This is a genomic window from Streptomyces sp. NPDC050164 (assembly GCF_044459945.1).
In the GTDB taxonomy this organism is placed as follows: domain Bacteria; phylum Actinomycetota; class Actinomycetes; order Streptomycetales; family Streptomycetaceae; genus Streptomyces; species Streptomyces coeruleorubidus_A.
The window spans coordinates 1-13,626 of record NZ_JBITJK010000010.1; the positions used below are offsets into that span (position 1 = coordinate 1).

The following is a 13,626-nucleotide window of genomic DNA, read 5'->3' on the forward strand; positions in this document are numbered from 1 at the left end:
GTCGAGAGCTTGGGGGAGTCGGCAACCGACGACAACGCCGCAGAGGTGCGTGCCAGACCCCGCGTCTGCGGCGTGATCCAAACGACAGGCCCTAGCCGCCCCAAACGGAGACTCCGCCGCCACCAAGGCCCGGCGGGCCTTGCGGACAGCCGGGACGGATCCGCGAGGCCGTGCCTCAGCCCCACGGCAGCCACGCCCGCACCTGGAACCCGCCCTCCGGGGTGTGGCCGTGCTCCAGGCGGCCGCCCGCGAGGGTCGCTCGTTCCGTCAGGCCGATCAGGCCCTGGCCGGAGCCGGGGACGGGTGGCACCTCGCCCTCGGGGGGCGGGTTGTGCACGGAGACGGTGAGGCCGTCGCCCGGTGCGCCGGTGACGGACACCGTGACCTCCGTGCCGGGCGCGTGCTTGCGGGCGTTGGTCAGGCCCTCCTGGGTGATTCGGTACGCGGTGCGGCCCACGGAGGACGGAACGGCGGCGGCGTCGTCGACGCGGTTGTCGAGGGTCACCTTCATGCCGGCCTCACGCGACTCGGCGACCAGCGTGTCCAGCCCCGCGAGCGTCGGCTGCGGCCGCCCCGTGTCGTCGGGCTCCCCCGCCCGCAGGACGCCGATGATCTCGCGCAGGTCCTGGAGGGCCTCGTGCGCGCTCTCCCGGATCACACCCGCCGCCCGCGCCGTCTCGGCCGGTGGCGCGTCGGGCCGGAACTCCAGGGCGCCCGCGTGCACGCTCAGCAGGGTCAGCCGGTGCGCGAGCACGTCGTGCATCTCCCGCGCGATGGCCTCACGGGCGAGCCGCTGCGCCTGCTCGGCCCGCAGCCGCGCCTCCGTCTCGGCCCGCCGGGCCCGGTCCCTGAGGCTCACCATGAGCTGCCGCTTGGCTCGTACGAACATGCCCCAGCCGACGATCGCCACCGTGAGCAGTATCACGAAGACCACGCTCAGCAGGTAGGGGATGTCCGCATCGGGGCGGAACCAGTAGTACAGCGGGGTCAGGGCCGCGTTGATGCCGCCCACCCAGGCCACGTACCGGAAGGGGCGGTGCACGGCGAGGGTGAACAGGGCGATCAGCCCCGCCCCGCCCGCCGTGTCCGAGATGAAGGTGACGGGAGTCATCGCCACGGCCAGCCCCAGCGGCCAACGGCGGCGCAGCCAGACGGCCGCGCAGGCCAGCGCCCCGGTCAGCTGGTCGACGACGGCCAGTCCTTCCGGGACATGGGGGTTGTCGTTGAGCGCCTCTATGGCGGCCGCGCCCACCAGCACGGCCAGCACGAAGCAGGAGAAGTCGACGACCCAGTCGCGGGCGGTACGCCGTGGCCGTCGCCCGGCCCGTGCGGCGTCGGGGTCGAGCTCGTGCAGAAGGGCGGACGGGACGAACCACCTGCGCCCGGTGAACAGTGCAGGTGTCTGTGTCTCGCCCGTCAGAACCGGGGAGGCCTGCCCCGCGTTGTCACCACTCACGGTCGACAAATCTACGCAGACCAGGGCCCGTTCACCTCCCCCTGGCCGTCAATCGTCGACCAAAGTCACCGCATCGCAGACTTTCGACGTGGCCGACCGGGTCCGAACAGGGACTTCCGTCCAACGGACGCTCGCCCCGCGGCCGATGTGTGTGGGGGTCCGCGGGGCGAGGCTCGTCTCATGAAGCAGGTACTGGAGATTCTCGGCTTCCTCGCCCTCGTACAGGGCGTGGCGGGCCTGGTGCACGAGTTCACCGACTGGAACTGGGGCCTCGTGCAACGACTGGGGTTCCTCGACGGCTACGAGATCTACGCGAGCGTCGCCCTGCTCGTGCTGGGCATCGCCCTGTTCGCGGCGGCCGGGAGCCGGAAGTCCGTCTGAGCACCCGGGCGGACTTCCGGCCGGCGTCCACGGAAGCGGCCGCCCGGCTCAGCAGCCGTAGTCGACCAGGTCGAACGACTTGTAGTGGTCGGCCGTGTAGTAGTCCTCCCGGTTCTCCTCACCGGTGACGATGCGCCGCGCACCGCGCGTGGAGGAGCCCGGGGTGATGACCGTGTACTCGTGGTAGTAGCCGGACGACTGGCTCGGCAGGATGCCTTCCCGGTTCTGGAAGACGGTGCCGTCCTGCTCGAACGGGAAGGGGCCGCCCTGCTCGATCAGGTCGAGCGTGTCGTGGGCCTGGGACGGCAAGTCGCTGTAGCAGATGTTGCCGACGGCGGTGGGGGCCGCGTCGGCCGTGGTGGCGGAGACGGTGCCGCCGACGAGGAGGGCGGACAGGAGGGCGGCTGCTGCGCCGAGCCGCGAGGCGCGTGGGGGGAAATTCATGCGCACATGATGACGCGCGTAGACAGTGGCATGTCAATGACAAGCTCGGAGATTTTCCCGTCAAGTCCGATGAGTTAGCGGGGAGTTAACCTGCCCTCCGGCGCCCCCACGCGCTGTTCACCAGGGCCGATGAGGACGCCGAGGCAAGGCGGTTACGCGTTCTCCGGCAGCACGTACTCGCCGTAGTGCGGGCGGCCCGCCACCTCGTACGTCTGGATCGAGACGCCCGTGCTGGTGACGCTGCCTCCGGCGTGCCGGAACGCGGTCGGTACGGCGCCCTCCGTGAACAGCCGGAACCCGGCGCCGAGCACGACCGGGAAGGTCAGCAGGTGGAGGGAGTCGACGAGGCCGAGGGCCAGCAGGGACCGGACGAGTGCGCCGCTGCCGTGCACCTGGATCTCGCCGTCCGTGCGCTCCTTCAGGGCCGTGACCTCCTTGGCGAGGTCGCCGGTGAGCACGGTGGTGCCCGCCCACTCGGGGTCCTTGAGGGTCGAGGACGGGACGTACTTCGGCAGTGCGTTGAGTTTCGAGGCGACCGGATCGGCGGGGTCGGTCACCTTCGGCCAGAACGTGTTGAAGATGTCGTACGTACGCCGCCCGAGCAGGAAGGCGCTCGGACGTGCGAAGACCTCGTCGATGAACCGGCCGAAGTCCTCCTCGGCGTACGGGAAGCTCCAGCCGCCGTGGGTGAAGCCGCCGCGGGTGTCCTCGTGAGGGCCGCCGGGGGCCTGGTAGACGCCGTCGAGGGTGACGAAGAGGGTGGAGACGAGCTTGCCCATGGCGGGTGCCCTTCTTCTCGAAAACGGTCGGGGTCTGTTGTCATCGGTTCAGACCCCGTGGGCATCCGCAACTCATCGCTCGGCCGTACGGCCCCTGTCGCGAGGGACCGGATGCGCCCATCTCGACGTCCGTTCACCGCCAGCGCCGCGGTCGGTCGGCCGGTGGGATGGACACATGACTTCTCAAGGAACTCTCGACGGCAAGGTGGCTCTCGTGACCGGCGCGAGCCGTGGCATCGGCGCGGCGACGGCCCTGCGGCTGGCCCGGGAGGGCGCGGACGTGGCGGTCGGCTATGTGAACGGCAAGGAGGCGGCCGAGGACGTCGTACGGGCCGTGGAGGCGCTGGGGCGCCGGGCGGTGGCGGTGCGCGCGGACGCGGCGGACGCCGCCGAGGCGGCCGGTGCCGTGACCGCTGCGGCCGAGGCGCTGGGCGGCCTCGACGTCCTGGTGAACAACGCGGGCGTGGGGGTGCTCGGGCCACTGGAGACCCTGTCGCTCGCGGACGTGGACCGGGTCCTCGCCGTCAACGTGCGCGGTGTCTTCCTGACCTCCCAGGCCGCCGCCGCGCGCATGCCCGAGGGCGGGCGGATCATCACGATCGGCAGTTGCATGGCCCATCGCGTGCCGGGGCCCGGCGGGACGCTCTACGCGACGAGCAAGGCGGCCCTGGCCGGTATGACCAAGGCCCTGGCCCGGGAGCTGGGCGGGCGCGGAATCACGGCGAACCTCGTCCATCCCGGGCCGATCGACACCGACATGAACCCGGCGGACGGGCCGTACGCGGCCGGCCAGGCGGCGATGACGGCGCTGGGGCGGTTCGGGACGGCGGACGAGGTGGCGTCCATGGTGGCGTATCTGGCGGGCGCGACGTACGTCACCGGTGCGGAGTTCGCCGTGGACGGCGGGCACGCGGCGTGAGGCAGGGGGCGCACAGGGTGCGATAGGGCGCACAGGTTCCATGGGCGCACCGGTGCTGTCGGGCCGGTGCGCCCCTGGAGCGGGGGCGGCTCAGCCGCCCAGCTCCTGGTGACGCGCCGCGAGGCGCCGCGCACCGTCCTCCGTCAGGGAGCCGAACAGCCGCAGCCGGGAGATGCCGCCGTCCGGGAAGATGTCCACGCGCGCGTGCGTGCCGGCGGCCGGGGCCGGGAGTACGAAGCGGTGGTTGGTGTCGGGCTGGAGGCGGGTGCGGGGCAGGATCTCCCGCCACTCGCCGTCCTCGCCGTCGCGCACGGACACCGAGGCCCAGCCGGCGCTGTTGCCCTTGAGGTACGCGGTGTCGATCTCCAGGGCGCTGATCCGGGACTGGGCGGCCAGCCGGTAGCGGATCCAGTCGTGGCCCTGGTCGCGGCGGCGCCGGGTCTCCCAGCCGTCGTCCATCTTGCGGGAGCGGCCCGGCTGGATGGTGTTGGTGGCGGGCGAGTAGAAGAGGTTGGAGGCGTCCTCGACCTGGCCGCCGTTCTCCAGGGCGACGACATCGAAGGTGCCCAGCACCTCCAGCCACGCGGGGTCCGGGACGACTTCGCCGTACACGCGCAGGCGCGCGATGCCGCCGTCGGGGTGCTGGTTGACCCGCAGGTGCGTGAAGCGCTGCTCGACCGCGACGGAGAAACCGTTCGCCGCGTGGCCGCCGACCGGGCTGCGCGGGACCAGGGTCGTCCACTTCACGTCGTCCCCGAGGAGTTCCTCGGGCGACGGGGAGCCCGGCACGCAGGTGCCCTCGACGGACACGGCCTGCGGGTAGTTGCCGCGGAAGTGCGCGGTGTCGACGACGATCCCCCGGACCACGCCCGGGGCGCCGAGGCGGACCAGCGCCCAGTCGTGGTCCTCGGCGGTCGGCCACGGGTGGTCGCCCGACGCGCCCCGGCGGCGCCGCGTCTCCCAGCCGTCCATGATCTTGCCCTTGTGCCCGAAGTGCTCGGGGTCGAACTCGGCGCGCTCGGGCACCAGCAGGTTCTCGCGCTGGGCGAAGAACTCGTCGTTGGCGGCGATGACACCGGCACCGAGGCGCCGGTCGGCGAGGTTGGCGTACTGGGTGAAGGGGAAGTCGGCGGTGCGGTAGTCCGCGTACGGGTCGCCGCCTCCGTAGGGGTTCGCGTCGCCGGTGAAGCTGGGAATCGCCGTCACGGGATAGATGCCTTTCGGGAGTCGGCCGGTGTGGATGCGGATGCCGGGAGGTCTACGGCTGCCTGGTGAGGAGTCGGCCCTTCGGTTCGGTGAACTCGCCGTCCGCGACGATGCGTTGCCCGCGCAGCCAGGTGGACTTCACGACGCCGTACAGGGTCTTGCCCGCGTACGCCGTGACGTGGTTGCGGTGCTGGAGGGCCACCGGGTCGACGGTGAAGGTCTCGTCGGGGGCGAGGACGGCGAAGTCGGCGTCGCGGCCCGGCGCGATGGCGCCCTTGCGGTCGTCGAGCCCGACGAGTTCGGACGTCCGCGCGGACATCCAGCGGACCACGTCCTCCAGGCCGTGCCCGCGCCCCCGGGCCTCGGTCCACACCGCCGCCAGACTCAGCTGGAGTCCGGAGATGCCGCCCCAGGCCGTCGCGAAGTCGTCGGTCTTCAGGTCGGCGGTGGACGGGGAGTGGTCGGTGACGACGCAGTCGATGGTGCCGTCGGCCAGCGCCTGCCACAGCAGGTCCTGGTTGGCTGCCTCGCGGATCGGCGGGCAGCACTTGAACTCGCTGGCGCCGTCGGGGACTTCCTCGGCGGTGAGGGTCAGGTAGTGGGGGCAGGTCTCCACGGTGATGCGGACGCCCTCCGCCCGCGCCTCCGCGATCATCGGCAGGGCGTCGCTGGAGGAGAGGTGCAGGACGTGCACGCGTGCGTCGAGGGCCTTGGCCTCGCGGATGAGCTGGGCGATGGCGGTGTCCTCGGCGTCCCGGGGGCGGGAGGCGAGGAAGTCGGCGTACCTGGGGCCGGGCTGCTGCGGGGCGGAGGCGAGGAGGTGGGGGTCCTCGGCGTGCACGATGAGCAGGCCGTCGAAGGCGGCGATCTCGGCCATGGTGCGGGCGAGCGGGTCCCGCTCCAGGTGCGGGAACTCGTCAACGCCTGACGGCGACAGGAACGCCTTGAAGCCGAAGACGCCGGCCTCGTGCAGCGGGCGCAGGTCCTTGATGTTGTCCGGCAGGGCGCCGCCCCAGAAGCCGACGTCGATGTGCGCCTTGTCGGCGGCGACCTGCTGCTTGGTCCGCAGGTGCGCGACGGTCGTGGTCGGCGGGAGGGAGTTGAGGGGCATGTCGACGAGGGTCGTGATGCCGCCGGCCGCGGCGGCGCGGGTGGCGGTCCAGAAGCCCTCCCACTCGGTGCGGCCGGGGTCGTTGACGTGCACGTGGGTGTCGACCAGGCCGGGCAGCAGGACGTGGTCGCCCAGGTCCTCCAGACGGGCATTCTCCGGTACGGGTGCGTCGTACGGGAGGACGGCCGTGATCGTGCCGGCGGCGACCGCGACCGATGCGGCGCGCGTCCCCTCCGGAGTGATGACACGCGTCGAGCGAAGCACCAGTTCAGCGTCGGACACCCGAACCCCTTACTTCCACTTGCTTCCATTAACTTCCACGTAACGGAAATCAACTTTCTGTTGAAGGAGTCTTCACTCCCTCTCCCGCACAGTCAAGGGCACACTGGGCTACGGCACCTTCCACGCGACCACTCCTGGACGTTTCCACAAAGCGGAATTAAGCTTCCAGTGCGCAGAACGTAGCTACGTACAAGCGGGGAGTCAACCGACTGCCGGGTAGGCTTCTGCTCTTCCGCCAGTCCCGAAAGGAACGCGCCGTGCCGACGTCCAGCGCCAGCACCACCGACTCCGCCCGGTCCTCCGCCAACGGCGGGGTCCAGTCCCTGGAGCGCGCCTTCGACCTGCTCGAACGGATGGCGGACGCGGGCGGCGAGGTCGGTCTGAGCGAGCTGTCCGCGAGCAGCGGGCTGCCCCTGCCGACCATCCACCGCCTGATGCGCACGCTGGTGGCCTGCGGGTACGTACGCCAGCAAGCCAACCGCCGGTACGCGCTGGGCCCCCGCCTGATCCGCCTCGGCGAGTCCGCCTCCCGGCTGCTGGGCACCTGGGCGCGGCCCTATCTCGCCCGGCTGGTCGAGGAGACCGGCGAGACGGCGAACATGGCGCTGCTGGACGGGGACGAGATCGTCTACGTGGCACAGGTGCCGTCGAAGCACTCGATGCGCATGTTCACGGAGGTCGGCCGGCGCGTGCTGCCGCACTCCACGGGCGTGGGCAAGGCCCTGCTCGCAGGTTTCCCGCCGGAGGAGGTGCGCGCCCTGCTCACCCGTACGGGCATGCCCGCCGCGACGGACAAGACGATCACGACGCCCGACGGGTTCCTCGTGGCGCTGGAGGACGTGCGCCGCCAGGGCTACGCGATCGACGACAACGAACAGGAGATCGGCGTCCGCTGCCTGGCGGTCCCGGTCCCCGACTCCCCCACCGCCGCGGCCATTTCCATCTCCGGCCCGGCGGGCCGCGTCACGGAAGCGGCGACGGAGAAGATCGTGCCGGTGCTCCAGCAGGTCGCCGGCGAACTGTCCGAGGCCCTGGCCAGCCAGACCCCCGCGTGATGGCCTGACGGCACCGGCCGGGTGGACGGACGGGCGGGACGGCGCCGCTCGGCCGGGCGAGCCCTCGGGTTCGCCCCACGCCAGGGCCGAGGGACGCCGGAACGCCCCAGGACACGGCCGTAGGGACACCGCGCCGCACACCCGGTGGACCGGGCGGCCCTCCGGGCACGCCTAGGGCTTGTCGTTTGAATCAGGTCGCAGACGCGGGACTGACGAGATGCCGTCAACTCCCTGCGACCTGATCCAAACGACAGACCCTAGCCCTGCCCCCGCACCGGCCCCCCGAAGAGGTCCACGGCCCGGCGGACCTCCGCGAGTTCCTGGGCCAGGGCGCTCACCGAGCCGATCGCGCCCGCGATCAGCAGGAGGGAGCGGCGCAACCGCGGGATCTCGGGGGTGCCGTCGGCCGCCATCGCGTCCAGCGCGGCCAGTTCCTCCTCGGCGATGGCCCGGTCGGCGAACCGACCGGGATGCGCGGCGAGCCGGCGACGCAGCCGGGCGACGGCGGAGCGCAGCTCCGTCACGCGCGGATCCTCGTCGCCGCCGGTCACAGGCCCCTGCCGCCTCTGCTCAACGCTCCGCAACACAGTCCTCCCCCTCGCACTCCGTCGTGCGCGTGCCCTTCCGACGCGAAGTCCCCCACACCGGGCACCGGTCGGCCGCCCGGCCGGTCGGTGCGGGCGACAGTAAACGACGCGGGCCACCAGGCGCCAGTCCATTGCGTCATCGACTTGCTCCGCTGCGTAACTTCTCGGCCTGAGGTCGTGCGGTATGCAGGATCCATGACGACACGTAAGACGACGAACAGGGCGCCTGCGGTTGCGGGGGTGCTGCTCGCCGCCGGGGGCGGGCGGCGGCTCGGCGGGCGCCCCAAGGCACTGCTCACCCACCGGGGACGGCCGCTCGTGGAGCACGCGGTGCGGGTGTTGCGCGAGGGCGGCTGCGAGCGGGTCCATGTGGTGCTGGGCGCACGGGCGGACGAGGTCCGGGCGCGCGCCGCACTGCCGGGATGCGTCCTGGTCGGCAATCCCGACTGGGAACAGGGCATGGGGACGTCCCTGCGGGCCGGGCTGGACTCGCTCGCCGGTACGGGCGCGGCGGCCGCCCTGGTCTCCCTCGTCGACCAGCCCGGCATCGGCCCGGAGGCGGTGGCCCGGGTGCTCGGCGCGTACGAGGGCGAGGAGTCGCTGGTGTCGGCCGCGTACGACGGAGTGCGCGGCCATCCGGTCCTGTTCGGTGCCGCCCACTGGGCGGGCATCGCCGCGACTGCGACCGGGGACCGAGGGGCACGCGCCTATCTGAAGGAGCACGAGCCGGGGATCACGCTCGTCGAGTGCGGGGACGTGGCCCGACCCTTCGACATCGACACGGAGGCCGACCTGACCCACCTTGAGTGAGCGGGGTGGCACGGAGCGCCACCTTGCCTCGACTCGGAGAGTCTCGACATCAACAGACGATTGAACTTCCACCATGAGGAAACTAGTATCCACTGTTCAGAAGCGCCCGAGGGCTCCGCGGGCGCCGAACGCCGTATCCGGGAAGACTGGCACCCGGTGCCGAACGCCGACTCGTCTTCGTAGCTCGCTGAAGGAAGTGACAGTTCATGTCCGCACCAGCGCCGTCCCCGCTGGCCATCGTCGACGCCGAGCCCCTGCCCCGGCAGGAGGAGGTCCTCACCGAAGCGGCGCTCGCCTTCGTGGCCGAGCTGCACCGCCGCTTCACGCCCCGGCGTGACGAGCTCCTCGCCCGCCGCGCCGAGCGCCGCGCCGAGATCGCCCGGACCTCCACCCTCGACTTCCTCCCGGAGACCGCGGCGATCCGCGCCGACGACTCCTGGAAGGTCGCCCCGTCCCCGGACGCCCTGAACGACCGACGGGTCGAGATCACCGGCCCCACCGACCGCAAGATGACCATCAACGCCCTCAACTCGGGCGCCAAGGTGTGGCTCGCGGACTTCGAGGACGCCTCCGCGCCCACCTGGGAGAACGTGGTCCTCGGCCAGCTCAACCTGATCGACGCCTACACCCGGAACATCGACTTCACAGACCCGAAGTCCGGCAAGTCGTACGCCCTGAAGGCGAACGAGGAACTCGCCACGGTCGTCATGCGCCCGCGCGGCTGGCACCTGAACGAGCGTCACCTCGTCGACGCGGACGGCACCCCGGTGCCCGGCGCGCTCGTCGACTTCGGCCTGTACTTCTTCCACAACGCCAAGCGTCTGCTGGGCCTCGGCAAGGGCCCGTACTTCTACCTGCCCAAGACGGAGTCACACCTGGAGGCCCGCCTCTGGAACGAGGTCTTCGTCTTCGCTCAGGACTACGTCGGCATCTCGCAGGGCACCGTGCGCGCGACCGTGCTGATCGAGACGATCACGGCCGCGTACGAGATGGAGGAGATCCTCTACGAGCTGCGCGACCACGCCTCCGGGCTGAACGCGGGCCGCTGGGACTACCTGTTCTCCATCGTCAAGAACTTCCGGGACGGCGGCGCCAAGTTCGTCCTGCCGGACCGCAACGCGGTGACGATGACGGCCCCGTTCATGCGCGCGTACACCGAACTCCTCGTCCGTACCTGCCACAAGCGCGGTGCGCACGCGATCGGCGGCATGGCGGCGTTCATCCCGTCCCGCCGGGACGCGGAGGTCAACAAGGTCGCCTTCGAGAAGGTCCGCGCCGACAAGGACCGCGAGGCGAACGACGGTTTCGACGGCTCCTGGGTCGCCCACCCCGACCTGGTGCCGATCGCCATGGAGTCCTTCGACAAGGTCCTCGGCGACAAGCCCAACCAGAAGGACCGCCTGCGCGAGGACGTCGACGTCAAGGCGGCCGACCTGATCGCGATCGACTCGCTGGACGCCAAGCCGACGTACGCGGGCCTGGTGAACGCCGCGCAGGTCGGCATCCGCTACATCGAGGCCTGGCTGCGCGGACTCGGCGCGGTCGCGATCTTCAACCTGATGGAGGACGCCGCCACCGCCGAGATCTCCCGCTCCCAGATCTGGCAGTGGATCAACGCGGGCGTCGTCCTCGACAACGGCGAGAAGGTCACCGCCGATTTGGCCCGCAAGGTCGCCGCCGAGGAACTCGCGAACATCAAGGCCGAGATCGGCGAGGAGGCCTTCGCGGCCGGCAACTGGCAGCAGGCGCACGACCTGCTGCTGAAGGTCTCCCTCGACGAGGACTACGCCGACTTCCTGACGCTCCCGGCGTACGAGCAGCTCAAGGGCTGACTCAGTCCGCGGACGGCCCAGCGGACGGCTTGTCCGAGTGGCCCAGGGGCTTCCCCGGGGCCACTCGGTCGCGTACGGCCCGCTTCACGGCCGTCGGCTCGGGGAAGCCCTGCTCGCGGCGGTCCCAGACGACCTCGTCGCCGACGCGTACGACGAACACCCCGCCCTTGCCCGGTTTCAGGGCCAGTTCCGTCAGCTCGACCTCGAAGGTCGTCAGCAGCTCCTGCGCCAGCCAGGCCGCGCGGGGCAGCCAGCGGCACTGGGTGCAGTACTCGATCTCGACACGGCCACTCATCCGAGGTGCACCGACCAATCCTGTTCGGCCGCGGGCTTGCCGTGCAGGTCGGGGACCTGCCTGAGCCACGCGGGGCGTCCTTGCTGGTTGCGCGCCGCCCTGCGGGCCTCCTCGGCGGCGAGCTCCTCCCGGCTGGGGAAGTCGGTGGGCAGCCAGGCCTCGGAGGCCCGCACGCGCGCGTGGAGGTACGACACGTACGCCTCGCGCGCCTCCTGCGCGGTGGCGAAGCCCGGCTCGTCCGCGAGCCAGGCGTCCGGGACCTCGGCGAGGATCCGGCACAGCAGCTCGCCGGTCACCTTGGGAGCGAGCTCGGCGTCGGCGGCCCGGACGTCGGGCCCGTAGTGGCCGAGAGCGTGGTGCCGGAAGTCGTAGGCCTTGGCCGGGTCGGTGCCGTCCCAGCGGTGGTGGAAGACGAGCGCGGCACCGTGGTCGATCAGCCACAGGCGCGGGGGCGCGACGCCCAGGGTGGGCCAGACCATCAAGTTGGAGCTGTGCACCGTGCGGTCGACGTTCACGGTCAGGGCGTCGAGCCAGACGATCCTCCCCGCCTCCAGGGGATCGACGGGGAAGACCCGCGCGATCTCCGGCGTGAAGTCCCGGGCGCCCGGCAGGTAGTCCATGCCGAGGTTCACGCCCGCGCTGGCCGTGTGCAGCCCCCGCACCTCCTGATGCGGCTCGTCCTGCGCGATCACCGGGTCGAAGTGCACCAGCACCAGCTCGGGGAAGCGCAGCCCGAGGGCGCGGGCCAGTTCCCCCACGATCACCTCGGCGACCAGCGCCTTGCGGCCCTGCGCGGAGCCCGTGAACTTCACGACGTACGTGCCCAGGTCGTCGGCCTCGACGACGCCGGGGACCGAGCCGCCGGAGACCAGGGGCTCGATGTAGCGGGTGGCGGTGACCTCTCTCAGCATCTTCAAAGGCCCCACAGCTCGATTGCCTGACATTTCACGGCCAGCTCCAACGCGGTGCAATCCGGGAAAACCTCCCCGTTCAACCCTGGGGAGAATCTGGGGAGTTTCGGCTGGCATGCTCGTCTCCCGTTCTCCCCAGCAGTCCGTCAATGGCGGTGCGCCCCTTACTTCCGGCCTCCGGCATGAAGTGAGCATAGTAACCAAGCGTGACAGCCGGGGAGGAGTGCCCGAGCCATCGTGCCAGCGTCACCACGGACTCCCCCGCCTCCAGCATGATCGAGGCGTAGGTGTGCCGCAGCACGTGGAAGCCGTCCTTCGGCGCCGCCTCCCACTGCCAGTCCTTCGCACCCTTGGCGCGCGGCGGAATGACGCCGGCCTTGGCCAGCGCCGGCTTCCAGGTGTAGGTATTCCACGTGTTCACCGCCACGGCGTTGCCGAATCGGGTGGTGAGCAGGAGGGAGAACTTCTTCCGCTGCTCGTCCGCCTCTGGCCTCCCCCACGGAAGCTCCACCTCCACCGGCGGGAACGCCTCGACGTGACGCTTCAGCTCGTCCGCCACCGAGGAGGGCATGTCGACGGTGCGCGTCTTCGCCCCCTTCGGCAGGGCGAAGTACAACCTCCCCTTGATGGCCTGAACTTGGCGACGGACGTGGAGAACGCCTCGGGCATAGTCGATGTCCTCCGGGCTCAAACCGAAGACTTCGCCCTGGCGAAGTCCGCACCCCAGCCCGACGACGACGGCTATTCGGTGCCGCGGGCTGATCCCATCACGGACTCGGAGCGCCGTCTCCAGCGGCCACGCTTCGCGTCGCTCCTTCGGCGCCTTCGGTGATGTGCGTCTACAAGCGCGACAAGGCTCTGTGCCACCGCGGCCTCAGGGACGCCCACAGCCTCGACCAGTGCGTCCCCGCCTGCGCGAACATCGCCCGCACCGATGAGCACGCCGCCGGCCTCCGGCGCCGTGCCACCGCGCTTGACCAGCAGGCAGGCCAACTTCCCGGCCCGCTGGGCGAGCGCCTGCGCGACAACGCCACCCGGCTGCGCGACCTCGCCGACGCTCACCACCGCACCCGCGCCACCCTCCAGGACGGCACCGCATGAGCCCTGCACCCGACGAACGTGACCGTATCCGCGCGGCCATGGACCGCATCCTGCAGGGCACCCCGCAGCATTCCAACGGCGCGCTGACGGTCGTCGCCCTGGCCCAAGAAGCGGGCGTACCGCGCAACGCACTCACCCAGCGCCATCTGGATCTCAAGAACAACTTCTACGCACAGGTCAAAGAGAGAGGACAACCGACCGATGCCGAGGCCCGGCTGCGCCTGCAGGTCGTACGGCTCAAGGAGCTCCGGCAGAAGGACAAGGCCGAGCTGGCCCAACTACGCACCGATGTGGAAGCACTGGTGCGTGTGGTCAACCAGCTGGCGTCGGAGAACCGGCAGCTGCGCGAGGCCCCGGCCCCATTCAGTCGTCCGCGCCTTTCCCGTCCGCTGACGGTCCACCACGCACACCTGCCCGGCCTGCCACGGCGCCCGCCTGGCGCCCGAGCCCGCTGGCT

The 13,626-nt window shown here is 71.1% G+C and carries 15 protein-coding genes; 6 read left to right on the forward strand and 9 right to left on the reverse strand.

Translation table 11 applies throughout. From position 1 onward, the window contains the following. Positions 1-175: 175 nt before the first annotated feature. On the reverse strand, positions 176-1,456 hold the full coding sequence (locus ACIBNA_RS16435) for a histidine kinase (RefSeq protein ID WP_399165886.1): 1,281 nt from the start codon (positions 1,454-1,456) through the stop codon (positions 176-178). 180 nt (positions 1,457-1,636) lie between these two features. Here ACIBNA_RS16435 and ACIBNA_RS16440 point away from each other — a divergent pair, with 180 nt between their 5' ends. Further along, a complete protein-coding gene (locus ACIBNA_RS16440; RefSeq protein WP_399165887.1) occupies positions 1,637-1,837 on the forward strand; it encodes a hypothetical protein in 201 nt (66 codons plus the stop codon). A gap of 48 nt (positions 1,838-1,885) precedes the next feature. Here ACIBNA_RS16440 and ACIBNA_RS16445 read toward each other — a convergent pair whose 3' ends face one another. Next, positions 1,886-2,281: a ribonuclease domain-containing protein gene (locus ACIBNA_RS16445; protein WP_399165888.1), complete on the reverse strand. Its 396-nt coding sequence runs from the start codon at positions 2,279-2,281 to the stop codon at positions 1,886-1,888. 152 nt (positions 2,282-2,433) lie between these two features. Further along, entirely contained in the window at positions 2,434-3,060 is a 627-nt protein-coding gene (locus ACIBNA_RS16450; RefSeq protein ID WP_399165889.1) for a dihydrofolate reductase family protein, read from the reverse strand. 175 nt (positions 3,061-3,235) lie between these two features. Between ACIBNA_RS16450 and ACIBNA_RS16455 the strand changes: the two genes are divergently transcribed. Further along, positions 3,236-3,979, forward strand: a complete 744-nt coding sequence (locus ACIBNA_RS16455; protein WP_399165890.1) for an SDR family oxidoreductase — start codon at positions 3,236-3,238, stop codon at positions 3,977-3,979. A gap of 90 nt (positions 3,980-4,069) precedes the next feature. On the opposite strand, the gene alc is transcribed toward ACIBNA_RS16455, so the two are convergent. Together alc and allB are read right to left on the reverse strand one after the other, a co-directional pair. Then, positions 4,070-5,185 (reverse strand): allantoicase, encoded by a 1,116-nt coding sequence (gene alc / locus ACIBNA_RS16460; RefSeq protein ID WP_399165891.1) that lies wholly within the window; start codon positions 5,183-5,185, stop codon positions 4,070-4,072. A 52-nt stretch (positions 5,186-5,237) separates the two neighbouring features. Continuing rightward, positions 5,238-6,578, reverse strand: a complete 1,341-nt coding sequence (allB, locus tag ACIBNA_RS16465; protein ID WP_399165892.1) for an allantoinase AllB — start codon at positions 6,576-6,578, stop codon at positions 5,238-5,240. A gap of 257 nt (positions 6,579-6,835) precedes the next feature. Between allB and allR the strand changes: the two genes are divergently transcribed. Beyond that, complete coding sequence (gene allR / locus ACIBNA_RS16470) at positions 6,836-7,633, forward strand: allantoin degradation transcriptional regulator AllR (RefSeq protein WP_399165893.1); 798 nt, start codon at positions 6,836-6,838, stop codon at positions 7,631-7,633. A 257-nt stretch (positions 7,634-7,890) separates the two neighbouring features. Here the strand turns inward: allR and ACIBNA_RS16475 are convergent, their stop codons facing one another. Continuing rightward, positions 7,891-8,220, reverse strand: coding sequence for a DUF5955 family protein (locus ACIBNA_RS16475; RefSeq protein WP_399165894.1), 330 nt, complete (start codon positions 8,218-8,220; stop codon positions 7,891-7,893). 195 nt (positions 8,221-8,415) lie between these two features. Here ACIBNA_RS16475 and ACIBNA_RS16480 point away from each other — a divergent pair, with 195 nt between their 5' ends. Further along, on the forward strand, positions 8,416-9,030 hold the full coding sequence (locus ACIBNA_RS16480) for an NTP transferase domain-containing protein (protein ID WP_399165895.1): 615 nt from the start codon (positions 8,416-8,418) through the stop codon (positions 9,028-9,030). 206 nt (positions 9,031-9,236) lie between these two features. Then, positions 9,237-10,862, forward strand: coding sequence for a malate synthase A (gene aceB / locus ACIBNA_RS16485; RefSeq protein ID WP_399165896.1), 1,626 nt, complete (start codon positions 9,237-9,239; stop codon positions 10,860-10,862). 1 nt (position 10,863) lies between these two features. Here aceB and ACIBNA_RS16490 read toward each other — a convergent pair whose 3' ends face one another. The 3 genes from ACIBNA_RS16490 to ACIBNA_RS16500 all read right to left on the reverse strand — a co-directional run bounded on the left by ACIBNA_RS16490 (position 10,864) and on the right by ACIBNA_RS16500 (position 12,861). Further along, on the reverse strand, positions 10,864-11,157 hold the full coding sequence (locus tag ACIBNA_RS16490) for a SelT/SelW/SelH family protein (RefSeq protein ID WP_399165897.1): 294 nt from the start codon (positions 11,155-11,157) through the stop codon (positions 10,864-10,866). Further along, on the reverse strand, positions 11,154-12,068 hold the full coding sequence (locus ACIBNA_RS16495) for a HipA family kinase (RefSeq protein ID WP_399166059.1): 915 nt from the start codon (positions 12,066-12,068) through the stop codon (positions 11,154-11,156). The genes ACIBNA_RS16490 and ACIBNA_RS16495 overlap by 4 nt, the downstream gene beginning before the upstream one ends. Before the next feature lie 79 nt (positions 12,069-12,147). Continuing rightward, on the reverse strand, positions 12,148-12,861 hold the full coding sequence (locus ACIBNA_RS16500) for a site-specific integrase (RefSeq protein ID WP_399166060.1): 714 nt from the start codon (positions 12,859-12,861) through the stop codon (positions 12,148-12,150). 38 nt (positions 12,862-12,899) lie between these two features. Here ACIBNA_RS16500 and ACIBNA_RS16505 point away from each other — a divergent pair, with 38 nt between their 5' ends. Continuing rightward, the gene (locus ACIBNA_RS16505) at positions 12,900-13,169 is read left to right on the forward strand and encodes a hypothetical protein (RefSeq protein ID WP_399165898.1); all 270 of its coding nucleotides are present in this window, start codon (positions 12,900-12,902) and stop codon (positions 13,167-13,169) included. Positions 13,170-13,626: the final 457 nt, after the last annotated feature.

Coding starts and splice junctions, on each gene's coding strand:
- ACIBNA_RS16440 (WP_399165887.1), top strand. CDS start 1,637: ATGAAGCAGGTACTGGAGATTCTCGGCTTCCTCGCCCTCGTACAGGGC.
- ACIBNA_RS16445 (WP_399165888.1), bottom strand. CDS start 2,281: ATGAATTTCCCCCCACGCGCCTCGCGGCTCGGCGCAGCAGCCGCCCTC.
- ACIBNA_RS16450 (WP_399165889.1), bottom strand. CDS start 3,060: ATGGGCAAGCTCGTCTCCACCCTCTTCGTCACCCTCGACGGCGTCTAC.
- ACIBNA_RS16455 (WP_399165890.1), top strand. CDS start 3,236: ATGACTTCTCAAGGAACTCTCGACGGCAAGGTGGCTCTCGTGACCGGC.
- ACIBNA_RS16480 (WP_399165895.1), top strand. CDS start 8,416: ATGACGACACGTAAGACGACGAACAGGGCGCCTGCGGTTGCGGGGGTG.
- aceB (WP_399165896.1), top strand. CDS start 9,237: ATGTCCGCACCAGCGCCGTCCCCGCTGGCCATCGTCGACGCCGAGCCC.
- ACIBNA_RS16490 (WP_399165897.1), bottom strand. CDS start 11,157: ATGAGTGGCCGTGTCGAGATCGAGTACTGCACCCAGTGCCGCTGGCTG.
- ACIBNA_RS16495 (WP_399166059.1), bottom strand. CDS start 12,068: ATGCTGAGAGAGGTCACCGCCACCCGCTACATCGAGCCCCTGGTCTCC.
- ACIBNA_RS16505 (WP_399165898.1), top strand. CDS start 12,900: ATGTGCGTCTACAAGCGCGACAAGGCTCTGTGCCACCGCGGCCTCAGG.